This window comes from Streptomyces dengpaensis (genome assembly GCF_002946835.1).
GTDB classification, from domain to species: domain Bacteria; phylum Actinomycetota; class Actinomycetes; order Streptomycetales; family Streptomycetaceae; genus Streptomyces; species Streptomyces dengpaensis.
The window spans coordinates 112,881-138,893 of the sequence record NZ_CP026652.1; the positions used below are offsets into that span (position 1 = coordinate 112,881).

The window sequence follows — 26,013 nt, forward strand, 5'->3', positions numbered from 1 at the left end:
CCCCTGCACCGGCCGACCCGGCCCGCAACCCATCACATGCAAAGGAAACCTGCCATGACCCAGCAGCCCGCCGCCGGCATCCCCGGACGCTTCATCTGCATCCACGTCCTGCAGTCCGTCCCCTACTCCAACCTCAACCGCGACGACACCAACTCCGTCAAGACCGTCCAGTACGGCGACCGCGAACGCACCCGCGTCAGCAGCCAGTGCTGGAAGCGCGCCGTACGCCGCTACTTCCAGAACACCATCGGACAGCAGGCGCTGCGCACCCGCCGCATCGGCGAAGCCGTCGAGAAGACGCTACGCGAACAGCGGGAATGGCCGGCCGACCTCGCCCGCCGCGCCGGCCAGCACATCGCAGCCGGCTCCAGCATCAAGGCCGACCCGCCGTCCAACGACGACCCGGCCTGGAGCACCAACGCCATGGTCTACGTCCCCGCCACCGCCGTCGGTGAACTCGCCGACATCGCCGCAGCCCACCGCGAACAGCTCGAAGCGGCCAAGGACATGAAGAAGGGCGGCAAGAGCGTCCTGCCGACCGACGACATCGACCAGATCCTCCGCTCCCGCAACGGCGTCATCAACCTCTTCGGCCGCATGCTCGCCGAAATCGACGACGCCAGCGTCGACGGCGCCGTCCAGGTCGCCCACGCTCTGACCACCCACGGCACCGACGTCGAAATCGACTACTTCGCCGCCGTCGACGACATCACCGACACCTGGAGCGACACCACCGGCAGCGCCCACATGGGCAGCACCGAATACAGCGCCGGCGTCTTCTACCGCTACGCCACCATCGACCTGAACGACCTGCTGCGCAACATCGGCGGCGACCTGGCGGCAGCCAGGGAACTGGCCGCCGCGTTCATCGAGGCGTTCGTGCTGTCACTGCCCGAGGCCAAGAAGACCGCGACCGCCCCCCACACCATCCCCGATCTCGTCCACCTCACCGTGCGCAGCGACCGGCCCGTCTCCTACGCCGCCGCGTTCGAGCAGCCCGTGACCGCCGACCGCACCGGCGGGTTCGCCGCCCCCTCCCGCGTAGCCCTGGACACCTACGCGACCGCCGCAGGCCGCCTGCTGGGCGGCCGCGGACTGCTCAACGCAGGCTGGGCCAGCCTGGAGACCAAGGACCTGGGCGGCCTCGGCAACCGTGCCGACTCCTACCCCGACCTGATCGACACCGCCGTCACCGCCGCACTCGGGGAGGGCGACCAGGCGTGACTCCTGCCCACGACCCAAGACACGCGCCCGCCGGGATCCTGCTGCACCTGGCCGGGCCGCTGCAGTCCTGGGGCACCCACAGCGCGTTCAACGAACGCGACACCGCCCGCTTCCCCACCCGCTCCGGCATCATCGGCCTGCTCGCAGCATGCCTGGGCCGCCGACGCGGCCAGCCCGTCGACGACCTGGCCCGCCTGTCGTTGACCACCCGCACCGACCGGCCCGGCGTGCTCCTACGAGACCTGCACACCGTCGGCGGCGGCCTGCTCGCCAAAGGCACCGTCACCACCGCCGAAGGCAAGAAACGCCCCCCAGCCCAGGGCACGTTGCTGTCCCACCGCACCTACCTCGCCGACGCCGCCTTCACCGCCGCCCTCACCGGCAACGACACCGCCCTGCTCCATGAATGCGCAGAGGCCGTTCAACAGCCGGTCTGGCCGCCCTACCTCGGCCGCAGATCCTGCCCACCCGAAGGACCTCTGCTGATCGGCCTCCTCCAGGACCCGCTCCACCACCTCGTCCGCCTCCCGTTGGCCCGCACCGGTGCACCCCTGCGCCAGCCGGCCCCCGACGGCACCCCGCCCGCCGAGCAGTCCCGAGGCGAGAGCGTGGACTTCCACAGCGATGCCCCACTGCACCACCTCCCGATCCCACCGTCCGGCGGCGACCCGGACCACCTCGACGGCAGCACACCCATCGGCGAGGTCACCGACGACCCGCTGGACCTGTCCCCGCGCCGCCGCACCTACCGGGCCCGCCCGGTCTACCGCCGCACCGTCCACCTGCCCGACACCCCCCGCGGCGGACTCGGCGCCGACTACCTGACCGCCCTGCACACCTACCTGAACTCCACGGCCAGCGAACTGCAAGGAGGCGCGGCATGACGCTGTGGCTCACCCGCATCCAGCCGGACCTCCGCCACCGCGATGTCCGCCGCGACCTCGCCAGCGCGGTCGGCATGCACCACCGGCTGATGATGCTCTTCCCCGACGACCTGGGCCCCACCGCCCGCAACACCCTCGGTGCCCTCTACCGCATAGAGGATGCCGCCGGCCCCACCCGCAGCCCGCAGGTCCTCGTGCAAAGCCGCGAACGCCCCGACCCCAGCCGGCTCCCCGCCGGCTACGGCACCACAACCACCAAAGACATCTCCGCGCTGATCGGCCTGCTTGCCAACGGCCTGGCCGTCCGCTACCGCATCGACGCCAACGCCGTCCGCAAACCCGGCCACACCACCAGAGCAGCCACCGGCGCCAAAGCCGTCATCCCCCTGTCCGGCGCCGACGCCGACGAGTGGTGGGCCCGCCAGGCCGAAGAACGGTCCGGCCTGAAACTCACCAGTACCCACAGCACCCCGCTCACCGCCGCTAGCGGCGAACGCCACCAGGACAAACGCCAGATCAAACACGCCCGCACCCGCTTCGAAGGCACCGCCGTCGTCACCGACCACACCACCTTGCAACAACGGATCCTCGAAGGCATCGGCCGCGGCAAGTCCTACGGCTGCGGCCTCCTCAGCCTCGCACCCCTCACCAACCCCGCAAGGTAACCCCATGCCCCAAGCGAGCTCGGCGCGGCGCAAACTCGCCGCGCCGACCGTCGCCATGCTCCCCCGCGTCGGCGACTCCCTGTCCTTCCTCTACCTCGACATCGTCCGCATCCACCAGGACGACACCGGCGTCTGCGCACAGGTCACCACCGAGCAACGCGGCACCGAACTGGTCTACCTGCCGACCGCCGCCCTCAGCTGCGTCCTCCTCGGCCCCGGGACCAGCATCACCGCCCGAGCCCTGACCACTTTGGCCCGCCACGGCACGACCGTCGTCATCACCGGATCCGGCGGCGTCCGCGCCTACGCCGGCATGACACCGGACTCCCTCAGCACCACCTGGCTCCACCACCAAGCCCGCGCCTGGGCCGACGACACCCAACGCCTCGCCGTCGCCACCCGCATGTACGAACACCGCTTCGGCCACGGCACCGTCCCACCCGGCACCACCCTCGCCCAACTCCGCGGCCTCGAAGGCCAACGCGTCAAAGCCCTCTACAAACTCCTCGCCCAACAACACCGCATCGGCCGCTTCAAACGCGCCTACGACCCAGACGCCTGGGACACCCAAGACCCCGTCAACCTCGCCCTCTCCTCCGCCAACACCTGCCTGTACGGCATCGTCCACGCCACCCTGCTCGCCATGGGCTGCTCACCCGCCCTCGGCTTCGTCCACAGCGGCAACCAACAAGCCTTCGTCTACGACATCGCCGACCTGTACAAAGCAGAACTCACCCTCCCCCTGGCCTTCTCCCTCCACTCCAGCACCCAACCAGAAGCCGAAGCACGCCGCCGCTTCCGCGACGGCCTACGCCTGTTCAAACTCATGCCGCGCGTCGTGACCGACGTCCAACGCCTCCTGCAGCCCGACCTCGACATCGACGAACCGGACCCCGAGGAACAGCTCGTCGACCTGTGGGACCCCGTCTCCGGCGTCCTCCCCGGCGGAACCAACTACGCAGGAGACGCCCCATGACAGACCACAGACGGCCCCACGAAAGAGCGCCATGGCCTCCATGATCACCCTCACCATGTCCGCGGTCCCCGACCACCTCGGCGGAGCACTCAGCCGCTGGCTCCTCGAAGTCACCCCACAGATGTACGTCGGTACAGTCTCGGCCAAAGTGCGTGACCAACTATGGGATGCCATCACCGCCTGTGTGGAAGAAGGCGTCGCCGTCATGGTCTATCCAGCCGCGAACGAACAGGGCTTCGAGCTACGCACGGCAGGCCAGCACCGCCGTAACCCCATCGACTTCGACGGCCTCACGCTGGTCGGCTTCAGCCTCCTCGACGACAAGTACGGTAAAGAAACGGCAAACCCGGTATAACGTTGCAGGTCGCGAAGTGTCCTCCCCGCGCAGGCGGGGGTGAGCCGTTCTCCGTTGCGGTCAACCGCCGCACCTACGAGTCCTCCCCGCGCAGGCGGGGGTGAGCCGCCCTCCGGATGGCGGGGCAAGGGGAGTGCACAGTCCTCCCCGCGCAGGCGGGGGTGAGCCGCCTGGGAGCAGGTGGAGAGCGGGGAGTTCCCGGTCCTCCCCGCGCAGGCGGGGGTGAGCCGGAGAACTGCCCGGCCTCGGAGGGGCGGCCCTTGTCCTCCCCGCGCAGGCGGGGGTGAGCCGCCCCGTCAGCCCCCTTGGGGGCGCAGACGGAAGTCCTCCCCGCGCAGGCGGGGGTGAGCCGGGCGGAAAGCAGCAGGCGCAGGTGGTGGCCGCGTCCTCCCCGCGCAGGCGGGGGTGAGCCGGCTTCGGAGTCGTGGGGTGTCGGCTCGAACTCGTCCTCCCCGCGCAGGCGGGGGTGAGCCGTCCATCAAGATCACCAACGGCTCCACACAGAAGTCCTCCCCGCGCAGGCGGGGGTGAGCCGCCCCGCGCCGTCGCCGAGTGCCCGTCCGTAGCGTCCTCCCCGCGCAGGCGGGGGTGAGCCGGTCGAGCTTGTGGCCATTCAGAATGAGGCGCCGTCCTCCCCGCGCAGGCGGGGGTGAGCCGCCAGCCGCCCCGCCGTCTCCGCCCGGCCACCGGTCCTCCCCGCGCAGGCGGGGGTGAGCCGGAACATGACCTCGGCGACGATGCCCGCGGTCAGTCCTCCCCGCGCAGGCGGGGGTGAGCCGGCTGGGATGAGCTGGACGTTGCCGGGTGGGACGTCCTCCCCGCGCAGGCGGGGGTGAGCCTCGTTGACGCGGACGGCGCCGGTGAGCCTGCTCGTCCTCCCCGCGCAGGCGGGGGTGAGCCGTGGCCGAGGACGTCCATGTAGGTGGGAGCTGCGTCCTCCCCGCGCAGGCGGGGGTGAGCCGAACAACCAGATGTCGTCTGCGCCGTAGGGCCAGTCCTCCCCGCGCAGGCGGGGGTGAGCCGGCCATGCTGGGCATGGGCAACCTGTCCATGCCGTCCTCCCCGCGCAGGCGGGGGTGAGCCGCGTCAGACAGCCCGGATCTTCGCTCCTCGTCGGTCCTCCCCGCGCAGGCGGGGGTGAGCCGCGAAGCGCAAGAGGCAGTACCCGGGCCTCCACGTCCTCCCCGCGCAGGCGGGGGTGAGCCGCCAAGAGGCCCACCTATACCGAGATGCGCACCGTCCTCCCCGCGCAGGCGGGGGTGAGCCGTCGCAGACGGGCCTGAGCCAGCCGTCAGAAAGGTCCTCCCCGCGCAGGCGGGGGTGAGCCGACCCACCCGATCGAAGAGGTCGCCGTCCACCCGTCCTCCCCGCGCAGGCGGGGGTGAGCCGGCTATGGGGCCGCATTTTCGATGATGCTCACCGTCCTCCCCGCGCAGGCGGGGGTGAGCCGGATCTCCGGCACTGGTTCGAGGAGAGGTGAACGTCCTCCCCGCGCAGGCGGGGGTGAGCCGACGCGCCCCGCCTTGGCATCCCCCACGAGCTGGTCCTCCCCGCGCAGGCGGGGGTGAGCCCGCCTGTAGGCACAGGAACTTCACAAAGCCTACGTCCTCCCCGCGCAGGCGGGGGTGAGCCGGCCCGGTAGCGGGAGCAGCGGGCGCACTGGCCGTCCTCCCCGCGCAGGCGGGGGTGAGCCGCCGGATGCACGGCAGTTCCCGGCTCCTGATTTGTCCTCCCCGCGCAGGCGGGGGTGAGCCGTCCCTTCCGTGCTCTCGACACCAGACCACCAGCTCGGGGCGGGCCCCGGTGACGGCCGCCAGCAGGGCGCAGACCACGGCCGTGACGGAGGCGACGAACAGGGTGCTCGGACCGTAGGCGTCGCGTGCAGAGCAGCGGGCACGCCCCAGCCATCCGCTGCCGGTCCCGGTGCTGGTGAGGGGATGGCCTGCCGGGCACGCCGACCGCCAGGGTTCCTCGGGCGGCACCGAGAACCGGTACGCGGGACGGGGATATGAGCACGCCCGTGCCGAAGCCCCACAGAGCGGCAGCCGTGATGATCAGCAACGTCTCCACCGGACGGAGCTTAGGGTCAGGCCTGGCGCCAGGAACGCAGCCTCTCGGCGATGCCGTACGAGTCCAGCCCCAGCCCCCGGATGTCGTAGATCAGTTCCCGCCAGAGCTCAAACTTCGTGTCCACGCGTTCTCCGGAGGCCTCCAGGTAGGCAATGGCGACGCCGTATCCGTACACCTCGTTGCGGGCCGGGAGCGGGCGCAGCAGCACGCACTCCTCCAGCATGACGGCAGCCCGCCAGAAAGCGTCGGGATGGTGCTGATCATGCCGGGGCGGGTCGACCCGATGGCGCTGGGCCATGCCGACGAGCACAGAGAAGTCGTTGACGGTCAGGTCGTCCCGGAGGATCTCTTCCTGGCGCTCGAGGAACCACCGGTAGTCGACGTACACGACGGGAGGCACAGGTCAGGCCGCCCGCGAGGTGTCGTGCGCGACAGGTGGCAGCCCGCCGAACTCGGCATCGAAGGCGTCCATAACGCCGGGCTCGCTGATCGCGCGGCGGAAGGCGGCGGTCGCAGTCTGCAAGGCTCGCTCTTGTTCCTTCTCCCCAGCCACCTTGGCGAGGTAGGCCTTCACAGACAGACCTTCGGCAGCGGCGAGGCCTTGCAGGGTGTCCCTGGTGATCGTGTCGACCTTGACAGTGGTTTCAGCCATACCCGAAGTATCTCGCACGGTATACGCGTCGCGCTACCTTCTCGCTTGCGAGCGTCACCGCCTCACGGCCCCGGCTGGTCCCCCGTCCAGCCGGGCTTTGGCGTGCTGGAGGCGGCCCGCAGCCCCTGTGTGACTTACCGACCGTGCGGGTGAGCCGGACGACGAGGGCCGCCCGGCTACGAAGATCACAACTCGTTTGGGATCTTCGAGAGGGAGCTTCGTGCGCTTCACCCATGCTGCGCGTGCCGTGGCCACCGCGTACGCGGTCTCACGCGAACCCGACCCCTCGCAATCGAACACCGGGGTGACACTCCGCGACCGCTCCCCAAGATCTGTGCCAGAGCCGAGAACGGGCAGCGCTTCGACACCGATTCGGGAGCAGTCCCTCCCCGAGACCGGGCCGGAATGTCCACGAGTTTCAACGGCACGATGCCTTCCCGCGCAGCGGACCACCGGGGCGCCCGCACCCTACTGACGTACGTTCGGCGCATGCCACACGCCATGGATTTCGGTTCGGAGGCCCCGTGAGTGGGAGGCCTTGCGCCCGCTGGAGTTCGACCGTCCATCGCGGCGCTGGCGGCCCCTCGCCGGGTCCCACCGCAGCCGAGGCGGGTCGGGCCCTGGCCTTGCCTCTCCGGACGTCCCCGACGACGAGGCCCCGCTGGCGGACGGTCCAAGGCCTGTCCGAGGAGTCGTGATCAGAACCATTGGGGGACCGCCGACGACATCCAGGTCTACAGCGGCCTGGATCGACGGACCGCGTATCCGCGGTTCAGGCGGCTGGTCACCGGGCACGAGCGGCGTCAGGGCCTCACTCCTCGGCCCGTTGGGTGATGGCTGCCTCGGTGCGGTCCCCCAGGAACTCGTACCACCGGCGCTCCAGGCAGACGTAACGCACATCGGCTTCGACGAGGCTGAGGAAAGCCGACACGGTCTCAGTAAGACGTTGCTGCAGCCCCGGGTCGGCCAGCGTTCCGTCCTCGGCGAAGGCCTGATAGGCGTTGGGCAGGCTGAACATGTCCGGATAGACGCGGGTGCCCAGGTGCTCCAGGGGAACCCTGAGTGCCCACAGCCCGCGGTTGCCGCCGACCAAGGACGGCGAGGCGGACACGAGCATGGCGTGCTTGGTCTTGAAAGGCTGCGGCTGGACACGCGAGACCCAGTCGATCGCGTTCTTCAGCAATCCGGGAATGGAGCCGTTGTACTCGGGCGAGGAGATGACGAAGGCATCGCTCTGCTCGAGCCGGTCGCGCAGCGCGAGGGCACCGTTCGGCAGTCCTTCGGCGGTTTCCACGTCGCCGTCGTACAACGGCATGTCGAAATCGCGCATGGCGGCGAGGTCGACAGTGGCACCGGTGTCGGAAACCAGCCGGGCCACGAGGGAGGCAAGGCGGGCGTTGGCCGATTCAGCCCGCAGCGCCGCGCCGAAGACGAGGATCCGCAGCGGGCTGGGAGGTGCGTCCGTGGGCATGGGCATGTCCTTCCGTCGTAGGCGCTCGCGCCCGACAGGGCGCCACACTGACCAGTGTGGTTCCCCGCCGTGCGAGACAGGGCTGGGACTCGACAGGCCGGAGCCCGTCGGGCCGGTGGGCCAGCCACAGGGTGCGTCCCATTCTCGTGGACATCACCCGACCGCGGATTCGGGTGCCTTCCAGACCCGTGAACAACTGACTCCACGACACGGGCTCTGGCCCACTTCTTGTGGTCTGTGATGTGAGGTCTCAGGAGTCCGTTGACACTTCTGCCTCATGAGATGCCTGACGGTCTCGGGACATGGTTGACGTACTCAAGACTTGCTGGACAAGGATCGGTCACAGCTTGGGTGCGTGGATCTTGGCCTTCCAGCGTGTGACGGGCCGTTGCTCCTTGCGTGGATGGAGGGCGAGTTCGGTTCCGTCGAGGGTGACACGGAAGTGGGTGTCCTCGACGTAGATGGTGACGATCTTGCCGGCGTAGGTGCGGCCGACCCGCAGTCGCTGGCGGGTGACCATGACAACGCCGTCACGCGGCACCTTGCGTTCCACCTTGATCGGTTCTGGTGCCGCGGGCGGCAGCTCGGTCTGGGCCAGGCGCGCGCCATGGAGTTTGTGGCGCTGGTCGGCCGGGAGCGGGGAGGGCAGGGTCTTGGCGAGCAGGCCGTTGTGGACTACGTGCAGGAGGTGGCCGTCCAGCCGGAGGGTGACCTTCTGTTTCGCGAGTTCCGGGCCGATCTTCACCTTGTTCCCGCCCAGGGAGGCTTTGCCCTCATGGTCGAGGGATCGGTCGACTTCGACCACGGTGTAGTCGGGCATTGAGGTGAGGGATTGGGCCGCCGCAGTGGCCGGTGGTGGTCCTGCGGGGCGGGCTCCGCGCAGGGTGAGCACGTGGAGGTCCTCGGCGTCCAGGTGCGAGACCGTGGTCTTGGTCAGTTCGCCGCCGAGAAAGATGTGCACCGTGTGCTCGTCGACCCACACGTGCGCCCTCGTGCCAGCGTGCCGTGTGCCCACCCGGACGCGGCGGTCTCGCAGGAGGTTCACATGGCCGCTCGCGGCCACGACGGTGTCGAACTCCACGGCACCGGCGGACGGTGCCAGCAGTAGCGGCCCGGACAGGGCGCTGGCCGCCTGTTGGGTGCCGGGGCGTCGTGGGGCGGGGACGGTCTGGGCCGGATCGGGCTGGGAGGCCGGACGGAACAGGCTGGCCGGAGTGGCCATGTTCAGTGCCTGATGGGGACGCTGTGAGTTATAGGCGCGCACCCACTGGGTGATCGCCTCCTGCGCCGTGGGCAGATCGGCGAACGGTCCGACGGAGTCCAGCAACTCACGGCGCAGCGTCTGGTGCCATCGCTCGATCTTGCCGGTCGTGGTCGGGGAGTACGGCTTGGTCAGCTTGGCGTTCACGCCGTTCTCGCGGCAGACGCGTTCGAAGAGGACCTCAGCCGGGCCGGTGCGGGTGAAACGGCCGGTGAACTGTTTGCCGTTGTCGGTCAACACCTCGGCCGGCACTCCGTAGATGCGCATGGCCCGCACGAACGCGTCGACGACAGCTCGCCCAGAGGGAACCGCCAGCACCTCAGCAACCACCACGTAGCGGGAGTGGTCGTCGATCCCGGTGAGCATCTTGCACTCGCGTCCGTCGGCCAGGAAGATCCCGCCGACCAGGTCGAGCTGCCAGAGGTGCATCGGAGCCTCGCGCTGCCACCGCTTGTACTTGCGCGGGTGCCGCTGTTCCTGCGGGCGAATGAGCCCGTTGCGCGACAGCACCCGATGAACGGTCGCGCGTGAGACCGTTGCTGTCTCCTCGCGGGCGAGTTCATGAGCAATTCGGCGGGCACCCCACCGTGGATGGGCCCGCCGCATCTCGCAGACCCGTGCCTCCACTTCGGGCGGCAGGCGGGTCGGGCTGGAATGAGGACGCCGAGAAGTCTCCCGTAGTGCCTCGTAACCGCCCGCCGCGTGGCGAGCTTTCCAGGTATAGATCGACTGCCGCGAGACGCCGTACCGGGTGGCTACCTCGGTGACCGGAGAACCGTTCAACACCTCGAGCACCGCTCGGTACCTCTGTTCGACCAGCCAGTCTCGGTGCCGCTGGTCACGCGCATCTTTCGGCACACCTGCAGAGTCGAGACCGGGCAGAACCCTGTCAAGAGTGTCTCGATGACAGCGCGTCAACTATGTCCTGAGTCCTCACATCACATGGTCTCGCGCACAGCGTGACTGTTGATCTCTGGGTGCTGCGGGTTAAGGTCGCCCGAAAATCGCCCGGCCGGGATCCGGTGGGGGCGACAGTGCTACACCGTGAACGAAGTACGGCCGCAGCTGGATGGGCTGCTGTTCTCCTCAGTAGAGGGCGTGTTCGTGGAATCCGACACGGTCGTCCGGGTCGAGGTCCAGACGACCGCCGACCGGGCGGCATGCCCAGGATGCGGGTGCTGGGCGGACCGAAGACACGGCGGCGGCGGGTGAGATTCCCGCCGCCGACTCACCTGGTCGTGATGTGTTTTTCGCGCAGTCAGGCCGAGCGGGCACTTGCCCAACTGGTCAGGCTGTTGGGGGAGTTGGGGCTGAAGCCGAAGGCAGCCAAGACGCGGATCGTGCACCTGGAAGTGGGTGGGGAAGGCTTCGACTTCCTCGGATTCCACCACCGTCAGGTCCGTTCCCGGGGGCTGCACCGACGTCGACGCGTCGAGTTCCTCGCCCGCTGGCCCTCGAACAGGGCGATGCAGCACGCCCGCGACCGGATCCGGGAGATCACCGCCCGGCGCAGGCTCCCGCTGCACCCGCAAGTGATCGTGGAGGATCTGAATCTGTTCCTCCGCGGGTGGATGGCGTACTTCCGGTATGGCCATTCCGCCCGCCGCTTCAGCAAGATCGGAAGATTCGCGCAGGAGAGAGTCGCGCACTTCATCAGCAGGAAGCACCGGCGCAGCCGGAACTTCGGCTGGTGGGTGTTGATGGTCTCGTCTCCGAACCGGCTCGGACTGATCAGCCCCTATGGAATCGTCGTGGCACCCAGGGCCGGAAGGCCCTGGCGGGAGAGACCGAATGCCGCCGGTGAACGGCGTCGGTGAGCCGTGTGCGGGAGAACCGCATGCACGGTTCGAAGCGGCGGGGGCTGGAAACGGAGCGGACGTGCTCCGCCACCGTGCCAGCCCCCGACCCTACAGGAAGACTCGTTGTTGGGCAGGCATCCGCAACAGAGAATCCCGTCTTCAATACCCCCCGGCGATACGGACGGCAAGCAGGCTAGCAGCATCCGTCTCTTGGGGCGCGGCGCACTGTAGCTCTTGTTGGATCTTCCGCATTGCGTTTTCGTAAGATTCTGATCGGTCCCCGCTATCGATGGCCTCCCGGTATGCGGTGAGTTCCTCAAGGGTTGCGGGATGCTTTCCGTAGTCGTGCTCAGGAAAGAGCGGGTCAAAGGAGGAAAGGATCTCGCCGTTTTCCGCATATGAGATCCATGTCGACCCTGTCTCGCTCAGCCTCGCAGACAGGGCGACCGTGCCGCGCGAAACGGACTTGAGGATTTCATCACTTGCAAGGTAGGGTCCTTCAGATTCAATGGCGAAGGACCAGTCGCCGTGGGTACCGGCACGAAGCAACGGACCGCTATTATCGAGAATGCCGCTGCTGTGCAGCTCATCCACGTTCAGGCCGGGAACATCTCCCTCGTCGATGTCTTCCCCGAACGCTTTGATAGCATCTGCTTCGAGACGATTCAAGGGGATCGGATGGATCTCACCTCCTGACACCCTGCTTAGAAGCTCGGTAGGGGGAATCCCTCTCACAAAGAGGGCGCAGTACCCGGTTCCGTAGAGCTGGGAGTTCGGGAAGATGCTGGCGCTCACAATGCCACCTCGATCGATTAACTAATCACTGCACGGTCCGGCCCGCCGTTCGGTGGGCCGGACCGTGCATTCCGTGCGGGTATTACCCTACCGGCTGGCCAGCGTCTACCCAGTAGGCGTCGTTCTCAAGGAGACGCCACTCCACTGTCTTCCTTCCGAGATCGCCGCCCACGCCCTCATTCTGTGCCTTCGGCATGCTGGCGCGGGCGCACTTCGCGTCCGCGGAAGGCAGCTTGCCCTGATTGAGTCCGGGCCATGTGAGAGACAGATACAGCTTGCCCTCGATGGTCTGAGAGGTGACCATGTACTGCTGGCAGGCTGCTCCAGACGTGACCCCTAGCCGCCTGCCGCTCTCCTTCGTCCTGGCGAACGGGAACTCGTCGCATTGGACTGGCGGCGGGGTGCTCGCGTGAGGCTTGAATGTGCTGTCGCAGACCACGGCGCGGTTCTTGTCCACTTCGCTCTGGACGGACTCGCGGTGCAGAGGCTGCCCGCGGCCTTCCCAGCCCGGGTGCGTTGCCATGCTCGCCTGGACCATGCCGATGAACTGACGAGCCTGGCTGTACTGCTGACTCACCACGAAGGTGGGGGTGAACGCCGGTACGACACAACCCGCGTAACTGCCAACCTCCGCGTCGCAACGCACCAGGTACTGACCGCCGTTCTGCTCCCCGTGGCCTCCCCACCTGGTCGTACCGACGGTCCCTCCGATGTTGGCAGTCAGCGCATAGCTGATGAGGAAAGACTTGTTCCCTGTGTTGCCGGTCCACGAACGGGTGAAGCCGCCGTCGATTGACCCACCGACCGTGATTGGTCGAGGTGCATTCCACGGGTCTGCATTCTGCTTACAGCTGGTGTCGAGTGAGCAGATCGCGTCCACCTTCACTGTCATCGCACTCGACGTGAGGTCAGCCTTCGTGAGATCGAACTTCATGTACTCGAAGAACTCAGGGATTGCGTTCTGGGTGTCGATCTCCTGCTCAAGGGTGCCGTAGGCGTTGCCCAAGATCACACCCGTCGTTACGTCCATCATGATGATGACGACACCGTGCCGCGAGCAAATAGAATCGCGTGTCACATAGACCTGATTCTCCGGTTCTCCTCCGCACCACACGACGCTCGCCGCAGATGAGGATGAAATACCCTGCGTCTTTGCAAACTCTTTCGGGGTCTGCCATTCGAAGCATACGGCCCGCTTCTGGCCAGCCTTCTTGAGAGCCTTCAGATTGCGCTTTGTCTCAGCGCAGGTGGACTGCGGTGATGCCTGATTCGTTTCAGGGAGATTCTGGAATTCTGACGGTCGATCGCCTATATTCTGGGTGGAGCTGGTGCTGGCCTGCTCGTCTTCGGCTATTGCGGCTAATGGTCGAGCCGAAGGCGTTGTGTCGGCACTGGCCGTGACGGGCGCAAGTAGCGCAAGGATTGATGCTGCAACCACTGCCAGAGATCTTCTATGTCTGGTGCGCAAATTTCCCCCAGGTCGTCGTACGGACGCTTGCGTCCGTCTCGACAGCCCAGGCATTCACGGCATGATCACTTCGTCAACGATCAATTCCGGACAGTAAACGACGGCGGCGACTATCAATGAATCCCGGTCGGCCCGTTACACCGCGGCGTTGGAGAAGGGCATAGTTGCGTAGGCCGCTGTACGGGTTGAGCGGACGCAGCCACGGCTTCGTTGTACCTGCTGGATCGGGGGCGATGGCCCATCTGATGGCCAAGAGGCCAGGGCGGCTGGTCCGGTCCCTCCCGTCCTGTGTTCGAAGCCTGCTTCAACCGCCACAGGGCACCAAGAACGTTGCGTGTCAGTTCCGCTGGATGGAGTTCCTGACCTGGGAAGGACGTCAACTGACGTATGTCTGGGGGCGCTTCCCTCTGCTGTGGCGGGCGGACGAGGGGGCCATGGTGTCATTGTCCGAGGAGACGGAGGCATGGGAGGTCGCGGCTCGGAGGGTGGACTTCAGGCGGCGGTCGCGTAGTTGGTGTCCCGGATGACCGCAGCGAGGGATCAGGCTTCTTGGGTCCCAGTGCGCGATCTCCCCTCCTGGCACACGCCTACCCGGAGGGCATTCCACTCGTTCCAATAGCCGGACTTACCGACAACGGCCATATATGAATCTCCTCAAAGCGGTTGGAAAGTAGTGGGGTTGCGCTCCTGATCAGGGCGTCTTGTGCTGGCCTCGGGCCGGACAGCGGGGAGAGGTGCCCGGCGGGGCGGAACTGCGGGCGCGCGGCGAGCAGGACGGCGAGAGCGAAGGCCGCTCCGGCGGCGGGGAGCGCGGCGCTGGCGAGGGGGTGCTCGGCGAGGCGTCCGGCGAGGGCGGTGCCGGCGGACTGCCCGGCGCCGATCGACAGGATCAGCCACGCGTACGCCTCGCTGGTGCGGCCCGCGGGGGTCAGGATGTCGGTGGTCACGTAAGCGCAGGCGACCACGACGGTGAGGAACGCACCGGGCACGACGACCGCAGCGGTGGCCGCGTACGGGCCCAGGAGGGCAAGGAGCGGGAGCCACCCGACCAGGAACGCGGCCCCAGCAGCGATCAGTTGGCCGGTGGTGGTGCCGGTCCAGGTGCGGCGTCCGTAGATGAGTCCGCCCAGGAAGCTGCCGGTCGAGAACGCGGCGGGGATGATCCCCGAGAGCATGTCCTGCTCGTGGTGCTCGGCCATGGCGATCGACCACACGTTCATGGCCCCGATCGCAAAACCGATGCCGGTGAGGGAAACGAACAGCAGCACCGTGCCGGGGCTGGCCAGCCGGCGCCTCGGGCGGGCATGCGCGCTTGCGCACCGTGCGGGACGCCAGCGTCGGGAGGGCGGAGTGAAGACGACGGTGGCGGTGCCGACCAAACCGAGGGCGGCGGTGACGGCGAGCGCGACGGCGGGGTCGTACGCGGAGGCGAGCGCGGCGACCAGCAACGGACCGACGATGTACAGCAGGCCCTGCGTGCCGGTGTCGAGGGCGAGCGCGGCGTGCCGGAGGCGGGGGTTGGGCAGCACGCTCGGCCACAGGGCACGGAGCCCGGCCTCCAAAGCCGGCGTGGTCAGGCCGCCGGCGATGACGATCACCGTGGCGAGGGCCGGCCCACCGTACGGGCCGGCCGCCGGCAGGGCCACCAGGAGCGCCGAGTTGAGCAGCGCGGCCGGGAGATGCACCCGGGTCTGGCCGTGGCGGTCCATCAGGCGTCCCTTGACCGGCTGCGCCAGCGCGGAGGACAGCCCGTACAGGGCGCTGAGCAGACCGCCGAAGACGATGCTGCCTCCGGTCGCGGTGGCCCACAGGAGGATGGCGACGGGCGCCATGCCATTGGGGAGGCGGCCGGTGAGGGTGCCGCCGAGCAGGCGGGCTACGTACGGGCTGGCCAGCACCGCGCCATAGGTGATGCGCGGTGCCGGTGCCGGGGGTGCGGTCAGGGGCAACGGGTGCTTTCTCTCTCGAGTGACGGCGCCTAGCGGCGGCGGGCGGGTGTGGGGGTGCGCGGTGGCGTGGGCGGTGTGGTGTCCACGGCAGGGCGCGGGCGGGCCCGCGGCTGGGGGGTTCGGTGCGGCGGCAGGACGGCGACGGTCGCGCCGAGGTCCTCGGCCACCTCGTGCACTTCGCGGATGAGGAAGTCGATCTGCCGGCCGAGCGCGGCGAGCCGGACCGCGATCTGTCGGCCCTGCACGGTCTCCAGCGCGGCTGCGAACTGGCCTGCGGTTTCCAGGAGTTCCTGCAGGCAGACGTTCGCGCGCAGTACGCCGGGTGGGACCGGGGCGGGCAGCATCTGCCCGGCCCCGTATTCGTGGGCGTAGTGCCCGATCACCTGCCAGCCCGGTGCGTCCGGATCGCCTCTGAGGGCGATCAACGTGGAGTCGTCGTCCTCGATCAGATGGGCGAGGGTGATCGGCTGGCCGTCGGCGGCGTACCACGACTCCGTCAGCTCCAGCTCGCCTCGCCTCTGCGCGGCTTGGGCCTTCTCGGTCCACCTCTGTTGTTCTTCGCCGGTCAGCGGGGTCTCGGGCTGATGGTGCTGGCCGACGAGGCTGCTGGCGATGAAGCTGTGGTCGGCCCAGGAGGCGAGGTGGGGCCACAGGGCCGCGTGTTGTGCGCGTTCGGCCGCTGAGCCGGGGGCGGCGGGCCGGTCGACCGCGTGTTGTGCGCGTTCGGCCGCTGAGCCGGGGGCGGCGGGCCGGTCGAGGGCCCGGCGGATCTCGGCGGCGGAGGTTCCAAGAGCATCCAGCACGGTCTGCCACCCGGTGAGGTGCCGGGCGGGCGGCAGCTCGTCGAGCGCGCGGCGGGCGGCATTGAGCAATCCATCGGCGTACGGGGCGAGGTGCGTGCGGTACGCCTCGACGGCCGCCTGGTTGCGGCGGGTGAGGGCGGCTGCCGCGGCGCCTGCGTGAACGGTGCGACCGAAGCGGTCGCGGGTCATGTCGAGCGCGGTATCGGTCTCGCGGCCGATGACGGACATCCGCAGCCGGAAGTCGCCTGCTCGGTACGCGAGGTCGGTCACCGCGAGCAGGGAGCCTTCGGGCACACGGTCGCTCATCGGGTTCGCCCGCCATCCGAGGCCGTCAGGTGGACGGTCGGCGCGTAGGTGGGCCTCGGCGGGATCGGCCGGGCCGTCGGCGGCGAGGTGGCGGGCGGTTTGCCGCGCTGCGTCGTTGGGCCGGCGGCGGCTTGTGCGAGACGGCTGCGGCGTTCCAGGAGCCCGTTCGGCCGGACCGGACGTGGTGGGCTGGCCGAGGTGGCGGGGCCGAGCGGGATGTCGGCGTGCACGGCGTAGCCCTGGCGGCGCAGATCGTGCACGGCCTGGCGGGTGCGGCGGGGCCCGTCGCGCTCGGGCTCGGCGAGTCGGAAGAGCCCAAGTTCGCTGGAGACGGGCTCGAACTGCTCCCTGACCAGGTACCACTGTGCCAGGTGCGGGGAGATGGAGGGAGTGAAGGACGCGACGAAGCCGTGTTCCTTATGAGTGCCGAAGACGAAGTGGGTGCCGGGTTCCAAAGGCGGGGTTCTCCTCACGATGTCGGGGGCGGAGCCGGTCAGCGGCGGTGCACGGGATGCGTTGCAGGGAGGGGACGTGGCGGTGCGGATACGGCGAGGGCTGTGCGCTGGTGTGGTGCACTGACGCGGGCTTGGCGCACGAACGTCTCGCTGTCGGTGAGCCAGGTCTCAATGGCCGGCCACGTCCGCGCGTTGCGCTCCTGCGTCGGGAGCGGATCGCCGTAGACCAGCTCCTCCAGCAGGGTCTCGGCGTCGGCCAGGCGAGCGAGCGCCGGAGTGTCCTGGGGCCATGGGCTGCTGGCGGGGTGGCACCTGTCGAGCAACGCCGGGGCATGGTCCCCGACGGTAAGTAGCTGTTGTCGTACCGATCTTGGGGTTTGTCGATCGCACGGGAGTCCCGATTGGGTGGTCGCGGGGTGCTCGGCGCATACGAGCAGGGCCTCCTGAACAGCTCGTTGGTGTCGAATCACCGAGCAACATCAGGAGGCCCTGGTGCCGCAGTGTTCCGTGTCGACGGGCGGGCAGTCCAGTTCAGTCATGCTGGAGTGTGACTGTCTGGCTCACCGGTTCGGAAACGCCGCCGACAACGGGTCCAGGCAGCCGCGTTATCCGACGGATATGACGGACGCGGAGTGGGCGGCCATCCGGCCGTTGTTGCCGGTGCCTGGCTGGATGCGCGGACGGGGAGGGCAGCCGGAGGCGTACTGCCACCGGGCGATACTCGATGCGATCCGCTACCTGGTCGACAATGGCATCAAGTGGCGGGCGATGCCCGCCGACTTCCCGCCGTGGGACCGGGTGTATGCGTTCTTCCGCCGCTGGCGCGACCACGGCATGGTCAAGGAGTTCCACGACCGGCTGCGCGCCAAGGTCCGCGAGAAGTTGGGCCGCGACGCGGAGCCGACGGCCGGTGTGATCGACTCGCAGTCGGTCAAGGCGGACGCCGTCGTCGGCTCTGACAGCCGCGGGTTCGACGGCGGCAAGTTGATCAACGGGCGCAAGCGGCACGTCGTGGTCGACACGCTCGGCCTGCTGCTGGGGGTGATGGTCACCGCTGCGGACACCGGCGACCGCGCCGCCGCCCGGGTCCTGCTGCACCAAGTCGCGGACGCGCACCATCGGTTGGCCCTGGTCTGGGCTGATGGCGGCTACACCGGCAGCCTCGTCGAGTACTGCCTGGCCACGCTCGCGCTGGTCCTGGCGATCGTCAGACGCAGCGACGACCAGAAGGGGTTCGTGGTGCTGCCCAAGCGGTGGATCGTCGAGATCTGTCAAGCACAGTGCACTCATGGAGTCTGTTGCCCTGCTGTTTCGGCGGTCTCGGTCCAGATGCGGCGGCTGTACCAGCCAGGCGGACGTGTCCGGCGTTCGCGGAGTTCGGCGAGCTCTCGCTGGTCGGCGTGGGCGATGAGCCGGTGGGGCCAGCGGCTCTCCCGGCGGGTGGTGATCCAGCCGCGGTTGATCCAGGCGTAGAGGGTGGAGGTGGTCATGTCCAGCTCGGCGGCCAGGTGCTTGAGCCACCACTCGTCCGGGCCGGGCTCTTCGCCGGGTGGTGCGGGACGGTGCCGGTGGACACGGCCTGCGGGGCAGGCGAGGCGGCGCATGAGGTCGCGGACGGTGGCCGCGGAGATCCGTTTGCCACCCTTCGCGGGCCTGAAGCCCTCGGTTTCCAGACGGTCGGCGATCCCGCTGGCGCCGATGCCCTGGCCTGCGAGTTCGCGGATCCGCTCGGTCAGTTGCGGGTAGTAGCTGAGCTGATCCAGCCGCTGGACCGGGCGGATGACCTCTCCCGCCGTAGTGGTCCCGCCAGCCCAGACGATCGTGACCTTCACCTGCTCGCTGGTGCCGAGCACGGTGACGGCGACCTTGTCGACGACCGCGCGAACGATCTCCTTGCGGTCCGCTGTCGTGGTGCTGCGCGCACGCCACAAACCCTCGATGTCGCCGGCCAGAGCCGTGAGGGTCTGCCGCTCGGCCGGAGTGAGGATGTGCGGGCTGCTGCGGGTGAAGCGGTCGTAGTCCTCGCGGAGTTGCTGCTGGGCGGCGAGTGCGTCCTCCCACTCCTTCTCCAGCTGGCGCACGACCAGGCGGTTCTCCGGTTCGGCGAGGTGGTGGCTGCGGCGGGCCCGGTCGGCGTCCTGCGCGGCGCGTTCCAGCCGCTGTGACCACAGCCGTTCCAGCTCGGCTCGCTCAGCCAGGACCTGGTCGGCCGCGTGCAGGGACACCTCGACGGCGGCGGGCGTGAGTGCCGCGAGGACCTGCTGCTCGACGAAGGCGTCCACGCAGGTGGAGTTGAGCAGCTGGCAGTTCTTCTCCGCGCCGTAGTTGGTCTTGTCCCGGGCGCACACGTATTCGGGCAGGGCCTTGCTGTGCTGGGTGTGGTAGCGCACGCTCATGCGCCGGTTGCAGCGTCCGCAGTGCACCAGCCCGGCCGCGAGGGCGGGGCCGCCCCGGACCGTGCCCATGGCTTCGGCGCGGGCGCGGTTGGCCGCCAGCTTCGCCTCGTTCGTCTCGAACTGGGTGACGGTGATGTAGGCGGGCAGGACGTTCGGGATCATCACATGCCATCCGTCCCGGGAGCGGACGACCCGTCCGGTGCTCGGCCGGGCCGGGTCCTGGCGGCGCGGGTCGATCCGGCGCCGCCCGTAGGCATAGATGCCGGCATAGGCGGGATTGTGCAGCAGGTTCTGCAACGTCATCCGGTTCGGCCTTCGCCATTCCAGGGTGCCCTTGTCCGGCCCCTCACGCAGCCGGATGCCTAACTGGATGTCATGGTCGACGAGATAGCGCAGGACACCGTGCAACGTGCCGAGCCGTTCGAACTGCGCGAAGATCACGCGAATCACGGTCTGCACCTGTTCGTCCGGGTCCAAAGTCACCTCCCCGGACGGGCGGCGGATGTAACCGCTGGGCAGAGGGAAGGCCAGCTCGCCTCGGCGGGCCTTGTTCAGGCGCCCGCTCCACATCCGTTGCTTGATCAGGTGAAGTTCGGCCTCGCTCATCGTGCCCTTGAGCCCCAGCAGCAGCCGGTCGTTGTACTCGGCCGGGTCGTAGACCCCGTCGGTGTCCGCCAGTACCGCACCCGACAGGGCACACAGCTGTAAGGTCGGCCCGGAGCGCGGTTCTGGCCTTTCGACCAGCCCGTTTCTCCGGACCGCCTCCCGAACCCGCCGTGCGAGTCGTCCCCGCAACGGGCTCTCCACAAGCCCCGGTCAGGGCCGTGGTTCGATCCTCATGCCGCTGCCAGCGGCCAGGGTGAGGGAATCACCGATCCCCGGTAGCGATACCGAGTCGTGCGTACCACCCCGGTGTGGAACAGCTCCCGCTCCTGGCCTCTAGGCCACCATCCACCGTCGCAGTAGCGGCGGCGGAGCTCCTTCCGGGAGATCCTGCGATGCTTGCGGCGGATCCATCCGATCACCCGGCGCCAGACATAGGCGTCCAGGAACTGGAAGGTCACGCTCGACACCCCAGGGCGGAAGAACGCGGTCCATCCCCGCAGCACCGGATTGATCCGGAGCAGGAGGATGTCCAGCGGATGGTTCGTATCGACCTGTCGGCAGATGGTCTTGACCTTCGCCATGACGGCGCGGAGCGCCTTTCTGGACGGATAGGTATAGACGTACTTCCGGTCTGTGCCCCGCTTGCGGTGGCGCTGGATGCGCCAGCCCAAGAAGTCCATGCCCTCGTCGATATGGGTGATCAGGGTCTTTTCCTCCGACAGATGCAGCCCGATCCGGGCGAGCACCTGAGCGGCCTCCTCGCGCAAGGCCTCGGCGTCGCCCCTGGTGCCCGCCACCATCAGCGCCCAGTCGTCCGCGAACCGGACAAGCCGGTGATTCGGAAGACCGTGGCGGCGGCGTTTGGCGCGCTCCCAGGACTTGGACGCCGGGCCTCCCGGCGCCTGGGCGAAGTGCTCGTCCAGGACCGCGAGAGCGACGTTGCTGAGCAACGGCGAAAGAATTGAACCCTGAGGAGTACCGGTATCGGTGTCTTCCAGCGCGCCCTCCTCCGTGAGGATGCCCGCCTTCAAGAACGCCTTCACCAGCGCCAGAACGCGTCTGTCGCCGATCCGACCCCGCACCCGGTCTAGCAACTCAGGATGCGAAATCTCGTCAAAACAGGCCCGAATGTCGCCCTCAACGATCCACTCATAGGAGTGGGACGTGAAGTGCCGCACCTCGGACACCGCGTCATGGACCCGATGCTTGGGGCGGAATCCGTAGGAACACGGAAGGAAATCCGCCTCAAAGATCGGCTCTAGCACCAGCTTCAAGGACGCCTGCACCATCCGGTCGCGGATCGAACTGACCCCCAGGCGGCGGCGCTTGGCCGTCCCCGGCTTCGGGATCAGCCGCTCCCGCGACGGCAGTGGACGGAAACTGCGGTCCTTTAAAGAGGTCCGCAGCTCGTCGAGGAACGCCTCGACGCCCGGCCGCAGCGCGATGGACGAGGCCGTATGGCCGTCCACCCCTGCGGTCTTCGCCCCTTTGTTGCTCCGAACCCGGTCCCATGCAATGAGCAGGAACGCGGGGTCGGCTACGAGGTTCATCAGGTCGTCGAACCGTCGATGAGGATCTTCTACGGCCCAACGGTGCAGCTTGGTCTGGATCTCCAGTACCCGGCGCTCGGCCTTCATCAAGGCCCACTCCAGCTCGTCGGTATTCACCAACGTCCTCCCGGCATTCCAGCATCCTCCCTGCCGACTTGCTGGCCCCCTTCCCCAAGTGCCGGGTTCTCCCCGGCTCGGAGTACTACGGGGCCTCCGCCCCACCCGACGGCCGTCAGCCGGCAACGAGCCTGCCCACCACCGGACCGGATGTCCGGGGGGAGGGCGACCGCAGGTGGTTCCCACGTTCACTACGCATCGTTCGGCCAGGTCGGCGTCCAGCTATACCCCGGCAGCATCGCCACGCCTACGCCGCAGGCTTTCAGCGTGGCCTCCCCACCGTCTATTGGAACCGGCTTCGGAGTTGACCCGCCTAATCGAATCGGGTCACGTACTGCAATCCCGGCCCATATCCGCCAGATTGGAGCCGGGAGGCACCGTTACGGAGCTTCAACCACTGGTTCACTTGCGTTACGCCTTCTGACCTCGCTAGCCGGACCCGGACCGTCTGGCAGTACCGACCCGTCCCGACGTTGTCGAGGCTGCTTCCACCCTCCCCGGCGATCCCCGGCTCAGGCTGCCTCCAGCTTCAACCCGGCCGCTGCGACGGCCAGGCGGTGAAGTCGTTTCACCTCCACACGATGACGTAGTACTTCGTGGCGCACCGATCAGCTGGTACCAGTCCCTGCCGGAGCGGGCCAGACGGGACATCTCGATCCCCAGCACGAGACCGACGTGGTCCAGCCCGATCTCGGTGACCAGCCGCTGGAAGCCGGTGCGGGCCACCGCACTCGACCCCGACTTGCCCAGGTCATCATCGATCACCAGGACCCGGTCCGCCTGCCAGCCCAGCGCGACCGCCCGGTCTACCAGGGCGTACTGCAACCGGGTCGACTCCTGGTGCTCGACGAGCTGCTGGCGGGTGGACTGGCGGACATAGATCACCGCGAGCCGCTGCAGGTGACGGTCGTCGATCTTGCTGCCAGGCCGCTCCCACGGCATCACCGAGGTCATCGCCGGTCCCGCTCACTCGCCGTCGCGGCGGCCGACAACGCGCGGCTCGCCAGCCGCACCAACTGCCCCACCACCGCCTGCCGGTTCGCCCCCGGCAGTGCTGCCCACACCTGCCCGTCCGGCACCACCGGAATCGTTCTCTGGGGCCGACGTCCCTGTCGTCTCGCATGACGACCTGTTCCCCTCGTCGCTCAGCCGGCCCCGCAACCGTCGGGCCACAACGACCAAGCGCTGCAGGCCCTCACGGCCGATTATCGGCGTCAGCCCGCTGCCTTGACTATCCATAAGCGCAGTGTGCTTGGACGATGGAGCGGTTCTTCGCCCACCTGATGCGCACCCGTCGCCTGGTGCGCGACTTCGAGCGCCGCACCGCCAGCGCCGAGGCGATGGTCTACTGGTCGATGATCTTGCTCATGACGCGCCGCCTGGCCCGGCCACACCCTGCGCGAGGGTGAACCGGCCCGGCGCGGGCTCGGCCAGCCAGCCCCGCGCGACCAGGCGTTTCGCCTTCGACCGCAGTGCCTCCACCCGCGCCGGCACCACGTCCATCCCGAACGCTGCGGCCATCTCCTGGCAGGTCAGCGGCCCTTGACCGAGCCGGGCTCGGTCTCCGGCCGCCTGCAGGATGCGCTGGTAGTCCGCCGACAGCACCGACCAGGGCTGCCCTTCACGCCACATGGGCACCTGCGACTTCGGCTTCACCGCATCCCGGGGCGCCGACGGCGCAGCCGCATCCCGCACATCCGGAGTGAACTCCGTGCTGGCGGTATCGCCGCCGTCCGAAGCCAGCACCGTATCGACCCGCCTGCGGGCGATCACCCACTCCTGCCATTCCAGCTCGGCCACGGCCAACTCGGCCTGGATACGGTCGGCCTCCTCACGCAGCTCGTCCACGCGACGGCGGGCACCCAGCTCACGCTGTTCCAACAGACCAGCCACCGACGGCATCCACGACCTCCCGGGAGCGACAGCACGACAGGCCACTACTCCCACGGGACCTCCGGCCCTACGCCCGACCAGCGGAAACGCAGCCCTCAAGTCCGGAAAGACAACAACTTCTTAGCTCCCGAGGTAGCCGCAAAACTGGGACAGGTGACGTTCCTGGAGCTGGAGATCACCGGGCGGTGCCAGCTCACGTGCGCGTCGCACTGCTACGCGCAGGCCGGCCCGACGCAGGGGCACGGCAGCATGACCGGTGACGACTGGCGACGTGTCATCGACGAAGCTGCCACCATCGGTGTGGAGACCGTGCAGTTCATCGGCGGCGAGCCCACCCTGCACCCCGAGTTCACCGAGCTGGTCGGACACGCTCTGGACGCCGGCCGGCGAGTCCAGGCGTATTCCAACCTGTACCGGGTGCATGCGGAGCACTGGACGCTGTTCTCGCACCCGTCCGTGACGCTGGGCACCTCGTACTACTCCGACCACGCCGCCGAACACGACCAGATCACCGGCCGGAAGGGCTCGCACGGCTCCACCCGCGCCAACATCATCGAGGCCGTACGCCGCGGCATCTGCGTGAAGGTCGGCATCGTCCACATGCGCGACGGGCAGCGCTCCGAGCAGGCCCGCGCCGAGATGACCAGGCTGGGTGTGACGCGGGTCCACGTCGACCGGGTGCGCGGTGTCGGCAACGCAGCGAAGACGCTGATCCCGTCCACGTCCCAGCTGTGCGGGCGGTGCGCGGACGGGAAGGCGGCAATCCTGCCCGACGGGAAAGTCGCCCCGTGCGTGCTGGGCCGGTTCCTGCCCGCCGGCGACGTCAAGACCGGATCCCTGATCGAGGTGCTCGCCGGACAGCGGTGGGCACAGGTCGCCGCAAGCATCCCGCGGCACCACCGGAAGGGCTGCACGCCGGACGAGGACTCGTGCATGCCCTCACCCCGCACGGCCACGGCCTGCAATCCTGACCAGGACGGCTCAGACTGCGCGCTGGCCGAAACCCCCGCCTGTGAGCCCGCGTACGACTAGGAGGCCCGATGGACTGGCAGACGCACGCACGGCGCCTGGCGGACGAAGTGGTCCGTCCCGAGTCACGCTGGCACCACCCCCTGGCCACCACGCCGCGGCACGTGTTCGTGCCGCGCTGGTGGGCAGACGGCGACCAAGGATGGGAGCTGCGAGACGGTCTGGCCGACCCCGAAGCGTGGATGCGTGCCGTCTACTCGGACCAAACGCTGGTGACCCGCTTGGGCCCCCTGCACGCCGACGACGCCGAAGCCGACGCCACGACCACGGCGGGCAAACCCACCTCCTCGTCAACGCTGCCGGGACTGGTGGTGACCATGTACCGGCATGCGGTGATCGCCGACGACTCCCGGACGCTGGTGACGACCGGCACCGGCTACGGCACCGCGCTGTTGTGCCGACGGCTCGGCGAGGAGCGGGTGACGAGCGTGGACGTCGACGCGCACCTGGTCAAGGTCGCAGGTGAACGGCTCGACTCCATCGGGCTGCACCCGCACCTGGCCGCCTGTGACATCACCGGGGAGCTGCCCGGCGAGTACGACCGCATCGTTGCCACCGTGTCCGTCCGGCCCGTTCCTGCCTCCTGGCTGCGCGCTCTGCGGCCCGGCGGCCGGCTGGTGACGACGATCGCCGGAACGGGACTGATCCTGACCGCGAACAAAACGGAGGACGGCGGCGCCACGGGCCGCATCGAGTGGGACCGGGCCGGGTTCATGCGCACCCGCCACGGCAACGACTACGAGTACCCGACGGACGACGTCTGGGAGACGTTGGCGCAGGACGAGGCAGAGGAAACCTTCACCAGCCGCTACCCGCTGCTGTACCCGCCCGACGCGTGGGACGTCATGTCGATGCTCGAGCTGCAGCTCCCCGGCATCGACTACCGGCTCAGCCAGGACGGCGACACCCGCACGGTGGGGCTGCGGTACCCCGACGGGTCGTGGGCCCGCGCCACGGCGACCGGATTCCTCGAGCCGCCCGTCGTACACCAGGGCGGCCCCCGGCGGCTGTGGTCCGCTCTGGAGCGCATTCGCAACCGCCTCAACCGTGAGGGCGCCCTCCCCGTCTACGGCGCCCGGGTCACCATCACGCCGGACGGGGTGACCACCCTGAACCGCGGGTCCTGGGCGTGCACCCTGTAGCCCCAGACCTGCCCTCCGCAGTGTCCCCCAGGTGGTCCCCTGCCCGGGGGACACAGCAACCGGGTGCAACAGAACACAGCCACAGAACACGGGCACTTTGCCCGGCTGCAAGCTGTCCGGCCACGAGGCGTCTCCCCCTGCCGTCTA

At 68.6% G+C, this 26,013-nt stretch carries 23 protein-coding genes, 1 pseudogene and 1 CRISPR repeat array; of the genes and pseudogenes, 9 read left to right on the forward strand and 15 right to left on the reverse strand.

All coding sequences use genetic code 11. The annotated features are described in order from the left end of the window. Positions 1–54 precede the first annotated feature (54 nt). The 5 genes from cas7e to cas2e are packed head-to-tail and all read left to right on the forward strand — an operon-like array spanning position 55 to position 4,104. Positions 55–1,224, forward strand: a complete 1,170-nt coding sequence (gene cas7e / locus C4B68_RS00540; protein WP_099506369.1) for a type I-E CRISPR-associated protein Cas7/Cse4/CasC — start codon at positions 55–57, stop codon at positions 1,222–1,224. Continuing rightward, entirely contained in the window at positions 1,221–2,108 is an 888-nt protein-coding gene (gene cas5e / locus C4B68_RS00545; protein WP_099506368.1) for a type I-E CRISPR-associated protein Cas5/CasD, read from the forward strand. Before cas7e ends, cas5e begins: the two co-directional genes overlap by 4 nt. Beyond that, positions 2,105–2,773, forward strand: coding sequence for a type I-E CRISPR-associated protein Cas6/Cse3/CasE (gene cas6e / locus C4B68_RS00550; protein WP_099506367.1), 669 nt, complete (start codon positions 2,105–2,107; stop codon positions 2,771–2,773). The genes cas5e and cas6e overlap by 4 nt, the downstream gene beginning before the upstream one ends. Positions 2,774–2,777: 4 nt before the next feature. Continuing rightward, positions 2,778–3,749, forward strand: coding sequence for a type I-E CRISPR-associated endonuclease Cas1e (gene cas1e, locus C4B68_RS00555; RefSeq protein ID WP_099506366.1), 972 nt, complete (start codon positions 2,778–2,780; stop codon positions 3,747–3,749). Positions 3,750–3,780: 31 nt separating this feature from the next. Then, positions 3,781–4,104, forward strand: a complete 324-nt coding sequence (cas2e, locus tag C4B68_RS00560) for a type I-E CRISPR-associated endoribonuclease Cas2e (protein ID WP_099506365.1) — start codon at positions 3,781–3,783, stop codon at positions 4,102–4,104. An 18-nt stretch (positions 4,105–4,122) separates the two neighbouring features. Beyond that, a CRISPR array of direct repeats spans positions 4,123–5,859; the repeat unit is 29 nt; unit sequence GTCCTCCCCGCGCAGGCGGGGGTGAGCCG. A gap of 331 nt (positions 5,860–6,190) precedes the next feature. Here the strand turns inward: cas2e and C4B68_RS00565 are convergent. The 4 genes from C4B68_RS00565 to C4B68_RS00580 form a co-directional block, all read right to left on the reverse strand. Beyond that, on the reverse strand, positions 6,191–6,574 hold the full coding sequence (locus C4B68_RS00565; protein ID WP_099506364.1) for a toxin Doc: 384 nt from the start codon (positions 6,572–6,574) through the stop codon (positions 6,191–6,193). 3 nt (positions 6,575–6,577) lie between these two features. Then, positions 6,578–6,826, reverse strand: coding sequence for an antitoxin MazE7 (locus tag C4B68_RS00570; protein WP_099506363.1), 249 nt, complete (start codon positions 6,824–6,826; stop codon positions 6,578–6,580). An 811-nt stretch (positions 6,827–7,637) separates the two neighbouring features. Next, a complete protein-coding gene (locus tag C4B68_RS00575) occupies positions 7,638–8,297 on the reverse strand; it encodes an NADPH-dependent FMN reductase (protein ID WP_099506362.1) in 660 nt (219 codons plus the stop codon). 340 nt (positions 8,298–8,637) lie between these two features. Next, positions 8,638–10,416: an IS481 family transposase gene (locus C4B68_RS00580; RefSeq protein WP_099506361.1), complete on the reverse strand. Its 1,779-nt coding sequence runs from the start codon at positions 10,414–10,416 to the stop codon at positions 8,638–8,640. A 383-nt stretch (positions 10,417–10,799) separates the two neighbouring features. On the opposite strand from C4B68_RS00580, the gene C4B68_RS42345 reads away from it, so the two are divergent. Further along, positions 10,800–11,375 carry a group II intron maturase-specific domain-containing protein gene (locus C4B68_RS42345; protein WP_206337052.1) on the forward strand — a complete coding sequence of 192 codons (576 nt, stop codon included), beginning with the start codon at positions 10,800–10,802 and terminating at the stop codon, positions 11,373–11,375. Positions 11,376–11,516: 141 nt separating this feature from the next. Here C4B68_RS42345 and C4B68_RS41155 read toward each other — a convergent pair whose 3' ends face one another. From C4B68_RS41155 to C4B68_RS00615, 6 genes are all read right to left on the reverse strand, one after another. After that, the gene (locus C4B68_RS41155) at positions 11,517–12,152 is read right to left on the reverse strand and encodes a DUF6461 domain-containing protein (RefSeq protein WP_143674536.1); all 636 of its coding nucleotides are present in this window, start codon (positions 12,150–12,152) and stop codon (positions 11,517–11,519) included. An 82-nt stretch (positions 12,153–12,234) separates the two neighbouring features. Next, positions 12,235–13,590, reverse strand: a complete 1,356-nt coding sequence (locus C4B68_RS00595; protein WP_143674534.1) for a hypothetical protein — start codon at positions 13,588–13,590, stop codon at positions 12,235–12,237. A gap of 617 nt (positions 13,591–14,207) precedes the next feature. Then, a complete protein-coding gene (locus tag C4B68_RS00600) occupies positions 14,208–15,569 on the reverse strand; it encodes an MFS transporter (protein ID WP_099506358.1) in 1,362 nt (453 codons plus the stop codon). A 29-nt stretch (positions 15,570–15,598) separates the two neighbouring features. Then, positions 15,599–16,678, reverse strand: a complete 1,080-nt coding sequence (locus C4B68_RS00605) for a hypothetical protein (RefSeq protein WP_099506357.1) — start codon at positions 16,676–16,678, stop codon at positions 15,599–15,601. Then, positions 16,675–17,133, reverse strand: coding sequence for a hypothetical protein (locus tag C4B68_RS00610; protein ID WP_099506356.1), 459 nt, complete (start codon positions 17,131–17,133; stop codon positions 16,675–16,677). Before C4B68_RS00610 ends, C4B68_RS00605 begins: the two co-directional genes overlap by 4 nt. 38 nt (positions 17,134–17,171) lie before the next feature. Beyond that, the gene (locus C4B68_RS00615) at positions 17,172–17,456 is read right to left on the reverse strand and encodes a hypothetical protein (RefSeq protein ID WP_206337053.1); all 285 of its coding nucleotides are present in this window, start codon (positions 17,454–17,456) and stop codon (positions 17,172–17,174) included. Positions 17,457–17,751: 295 nt separating this feature from the next. On the opposite strand from C4B68_RS00615, the gene C4B68_RS42690 reads away from it, so the two are divergent. Then, a complete protein-coding gene (locus tag C4B68_RS42690; RefSeq protein ID WP_240634091.1) occupies positions 17,752–18,606 on the forward strand; it encodes an IS5 family transposase in 855 nt (284 codons plus the stop codon). Between the two features lie 794 nt (positions 18,607–19,400). On the opposite strand, the pseudogene C4B68_RS42695 reads toward C4B68_RS42690, so the two are convergent. The 5 genes and pseudogenes from C4B68_RS42695 to C4B68_RS00645 all read right to left on the reverse strand — a co-directional run. Next, positions 19,401–20,135: pseudogene (locus C4B68_RS42695) on the reverse strand (recombinase family protein); the annotation flags it as partial. A 230-nt stretch (positions 20,136–20,365) separates the two neighbouring features. After that, positions 20,366–21,802, reverse strand: a complete 1,437-nt coding sequence (ltrA, locus tag C4B68_RS00630) for a group II intron reverse transcriptase/maturase (protein ID WP_099505979.1) — start codon at positions 21,800–21,802, stop codon at positions 20,366–20,368. 429 nt (positions 21,803–22,231) lie between these two features. Continuing rightward, entirely contained in the window at positions 22,232–22,756 is a 525-nt protein-coding gene (locus C4B68_RS00640) for a recombinase family protein (protein ID WP_104879930.1), read from the reverse strand. Further along, the gene (locus C4B68_RS43995; protein ID WP_276311527.1) at positions 22,753–22,881 is read right to left on the reverse strand and encodes a hypothetical protein; all 129 of its coding nucleotides are present in this window, start codon (positions 22,879–22,881) and stop codon (positions 22,753–22,755) included. The genes C4B68_RS00640 and C4B68_RS43995 overlap by 4 nt, the downstream gene beginning before the upstream one ends. 286 nt (positions 22,882–23,167) lie before the next feature. Further along, entirely contained in the window at positions 23,168–23,704 is a 537-nt protein-coding gene (locus C4B68_RS00645) for a hypothetical protein (protein ID WP_104880062.1), read from the reverse strand. Positions 23,705–23,848: 144 nt separating this feature from the next. Here C4B68_RS00645 and C4B68_RS00650 point away from each other — a divergent pair, with 144 nt between their 5' ends. Then, positions 23,849–24,727, forward strand: a complete 879-nt coding sequence (locus tag C4B68_RS00650) for a radical SAM/SPASM domain-containing protein (protein ID WP_240634101.1) — start codon at positions 23,849–23,851, stop codon at positions 24,725–24,727. Between the two features lie 8 nt (positions 24,728–24,735). Next, positions 24,736–25,866 (forward strand): methyltransferase domain-containing protein, encoded by a 1,131-nt coding sequence (locus tag C4B68_RS00655; protein ID WP_099506831.1) that lies wholly within the window; start codon positions 24,736–24,738, stop codon positions 25,864–25,866. Positions 25,867–26,013 lie beyond the last annotated feature (147 nt).

Excerpts from the sequence above, each read along its gene's own strand:
- cas7e (WP_099506369.1), top strand. The coding sequence starts at position 55 with ATGACCCAGCAGCCCGCCGCCGGCATCCCCGGACGCTTCATCTGCATC.
- cas6e (WP_099506367.1), top strand. The coding sequence starts at position 2,105 with ATGACGCTGTGGCTCACCCGCATCCAGCCGGACCTCCGCCACCGCGAT.
- cas1e (WP_099506366.1), top strand. The coding sequence starts at position 2,778 with ATGCCCCAAGCGAGCTCGGCGCGGCGCAAACTCGCCGCGCCGACCGTC.
- cas2e (WP_099506365.1), top strand. The coding sequence starts at position 3,781 with ATGGCCTCCATGATCACCCTCACCATGTCCGCGGTCCCCGACCACCTC.
- C4B68_RS00570 (WP_099506363.1), bottom strand. The coding sequence starts at position 6,826 with ATGGCTGAAACCACTGTCAAGGTCGACACGATCACCAGGGACACCCTG.
- C4B68_RS00575 (WP_099506362.1), bottom strand. The coding sequence starts at position 8,297 with ATGCCCACGGACGCACCTCCCAGCCCGCTGCGGATCCTCGTCTTCGGC.
- C4B68_RS42345 (WP_206337052.1), top strand. The coding sequence starts at position 10,800 with ATGTGTTTTTCGCGCAGTCAGGCCGAGCGGGCACTTGCCCAACTGGTC.
- C4B68_RS00605 (WP_099506357.1), bottom strand. The coding sequence starts at position 16,678 with ATGAGCGACCGTGTGCCCGAAGGCTCCCTGCTCGCGGTGACCGACCTC.
- C4B68_RS42690 (WP_240634091.1), top strand. The coding sequence starts at position 17,752 with ATGACGGACGCGGAGTGGGCGGCCATCCGGCCGTTGTTGCCGGTGCCT.
- C4B68_RS00640 (WP_104879930.1), bottom strand. The coding sequence starts at position 22,756 with ATGACCTCGGTGATGCCGTGGGAGCGGCCTGGCAGCAAGATCGACGAC.
- C4B68_RS00645 (WP_104880062.1), bottom strand. The coding sequence starts at position 23,704 with ATGCCGTCGGTGGCTGGTCTGTTGGAACAGCGTGAGCTGGGTGCCCGC.
- C4B68_RS00655 (WP_099506831.1), top strand. The coding sequence starts at position 24,736 with ATGGACTGGCAGACGCACGCACGGCGCCTGGCGGACGAAGTGGTCCGT.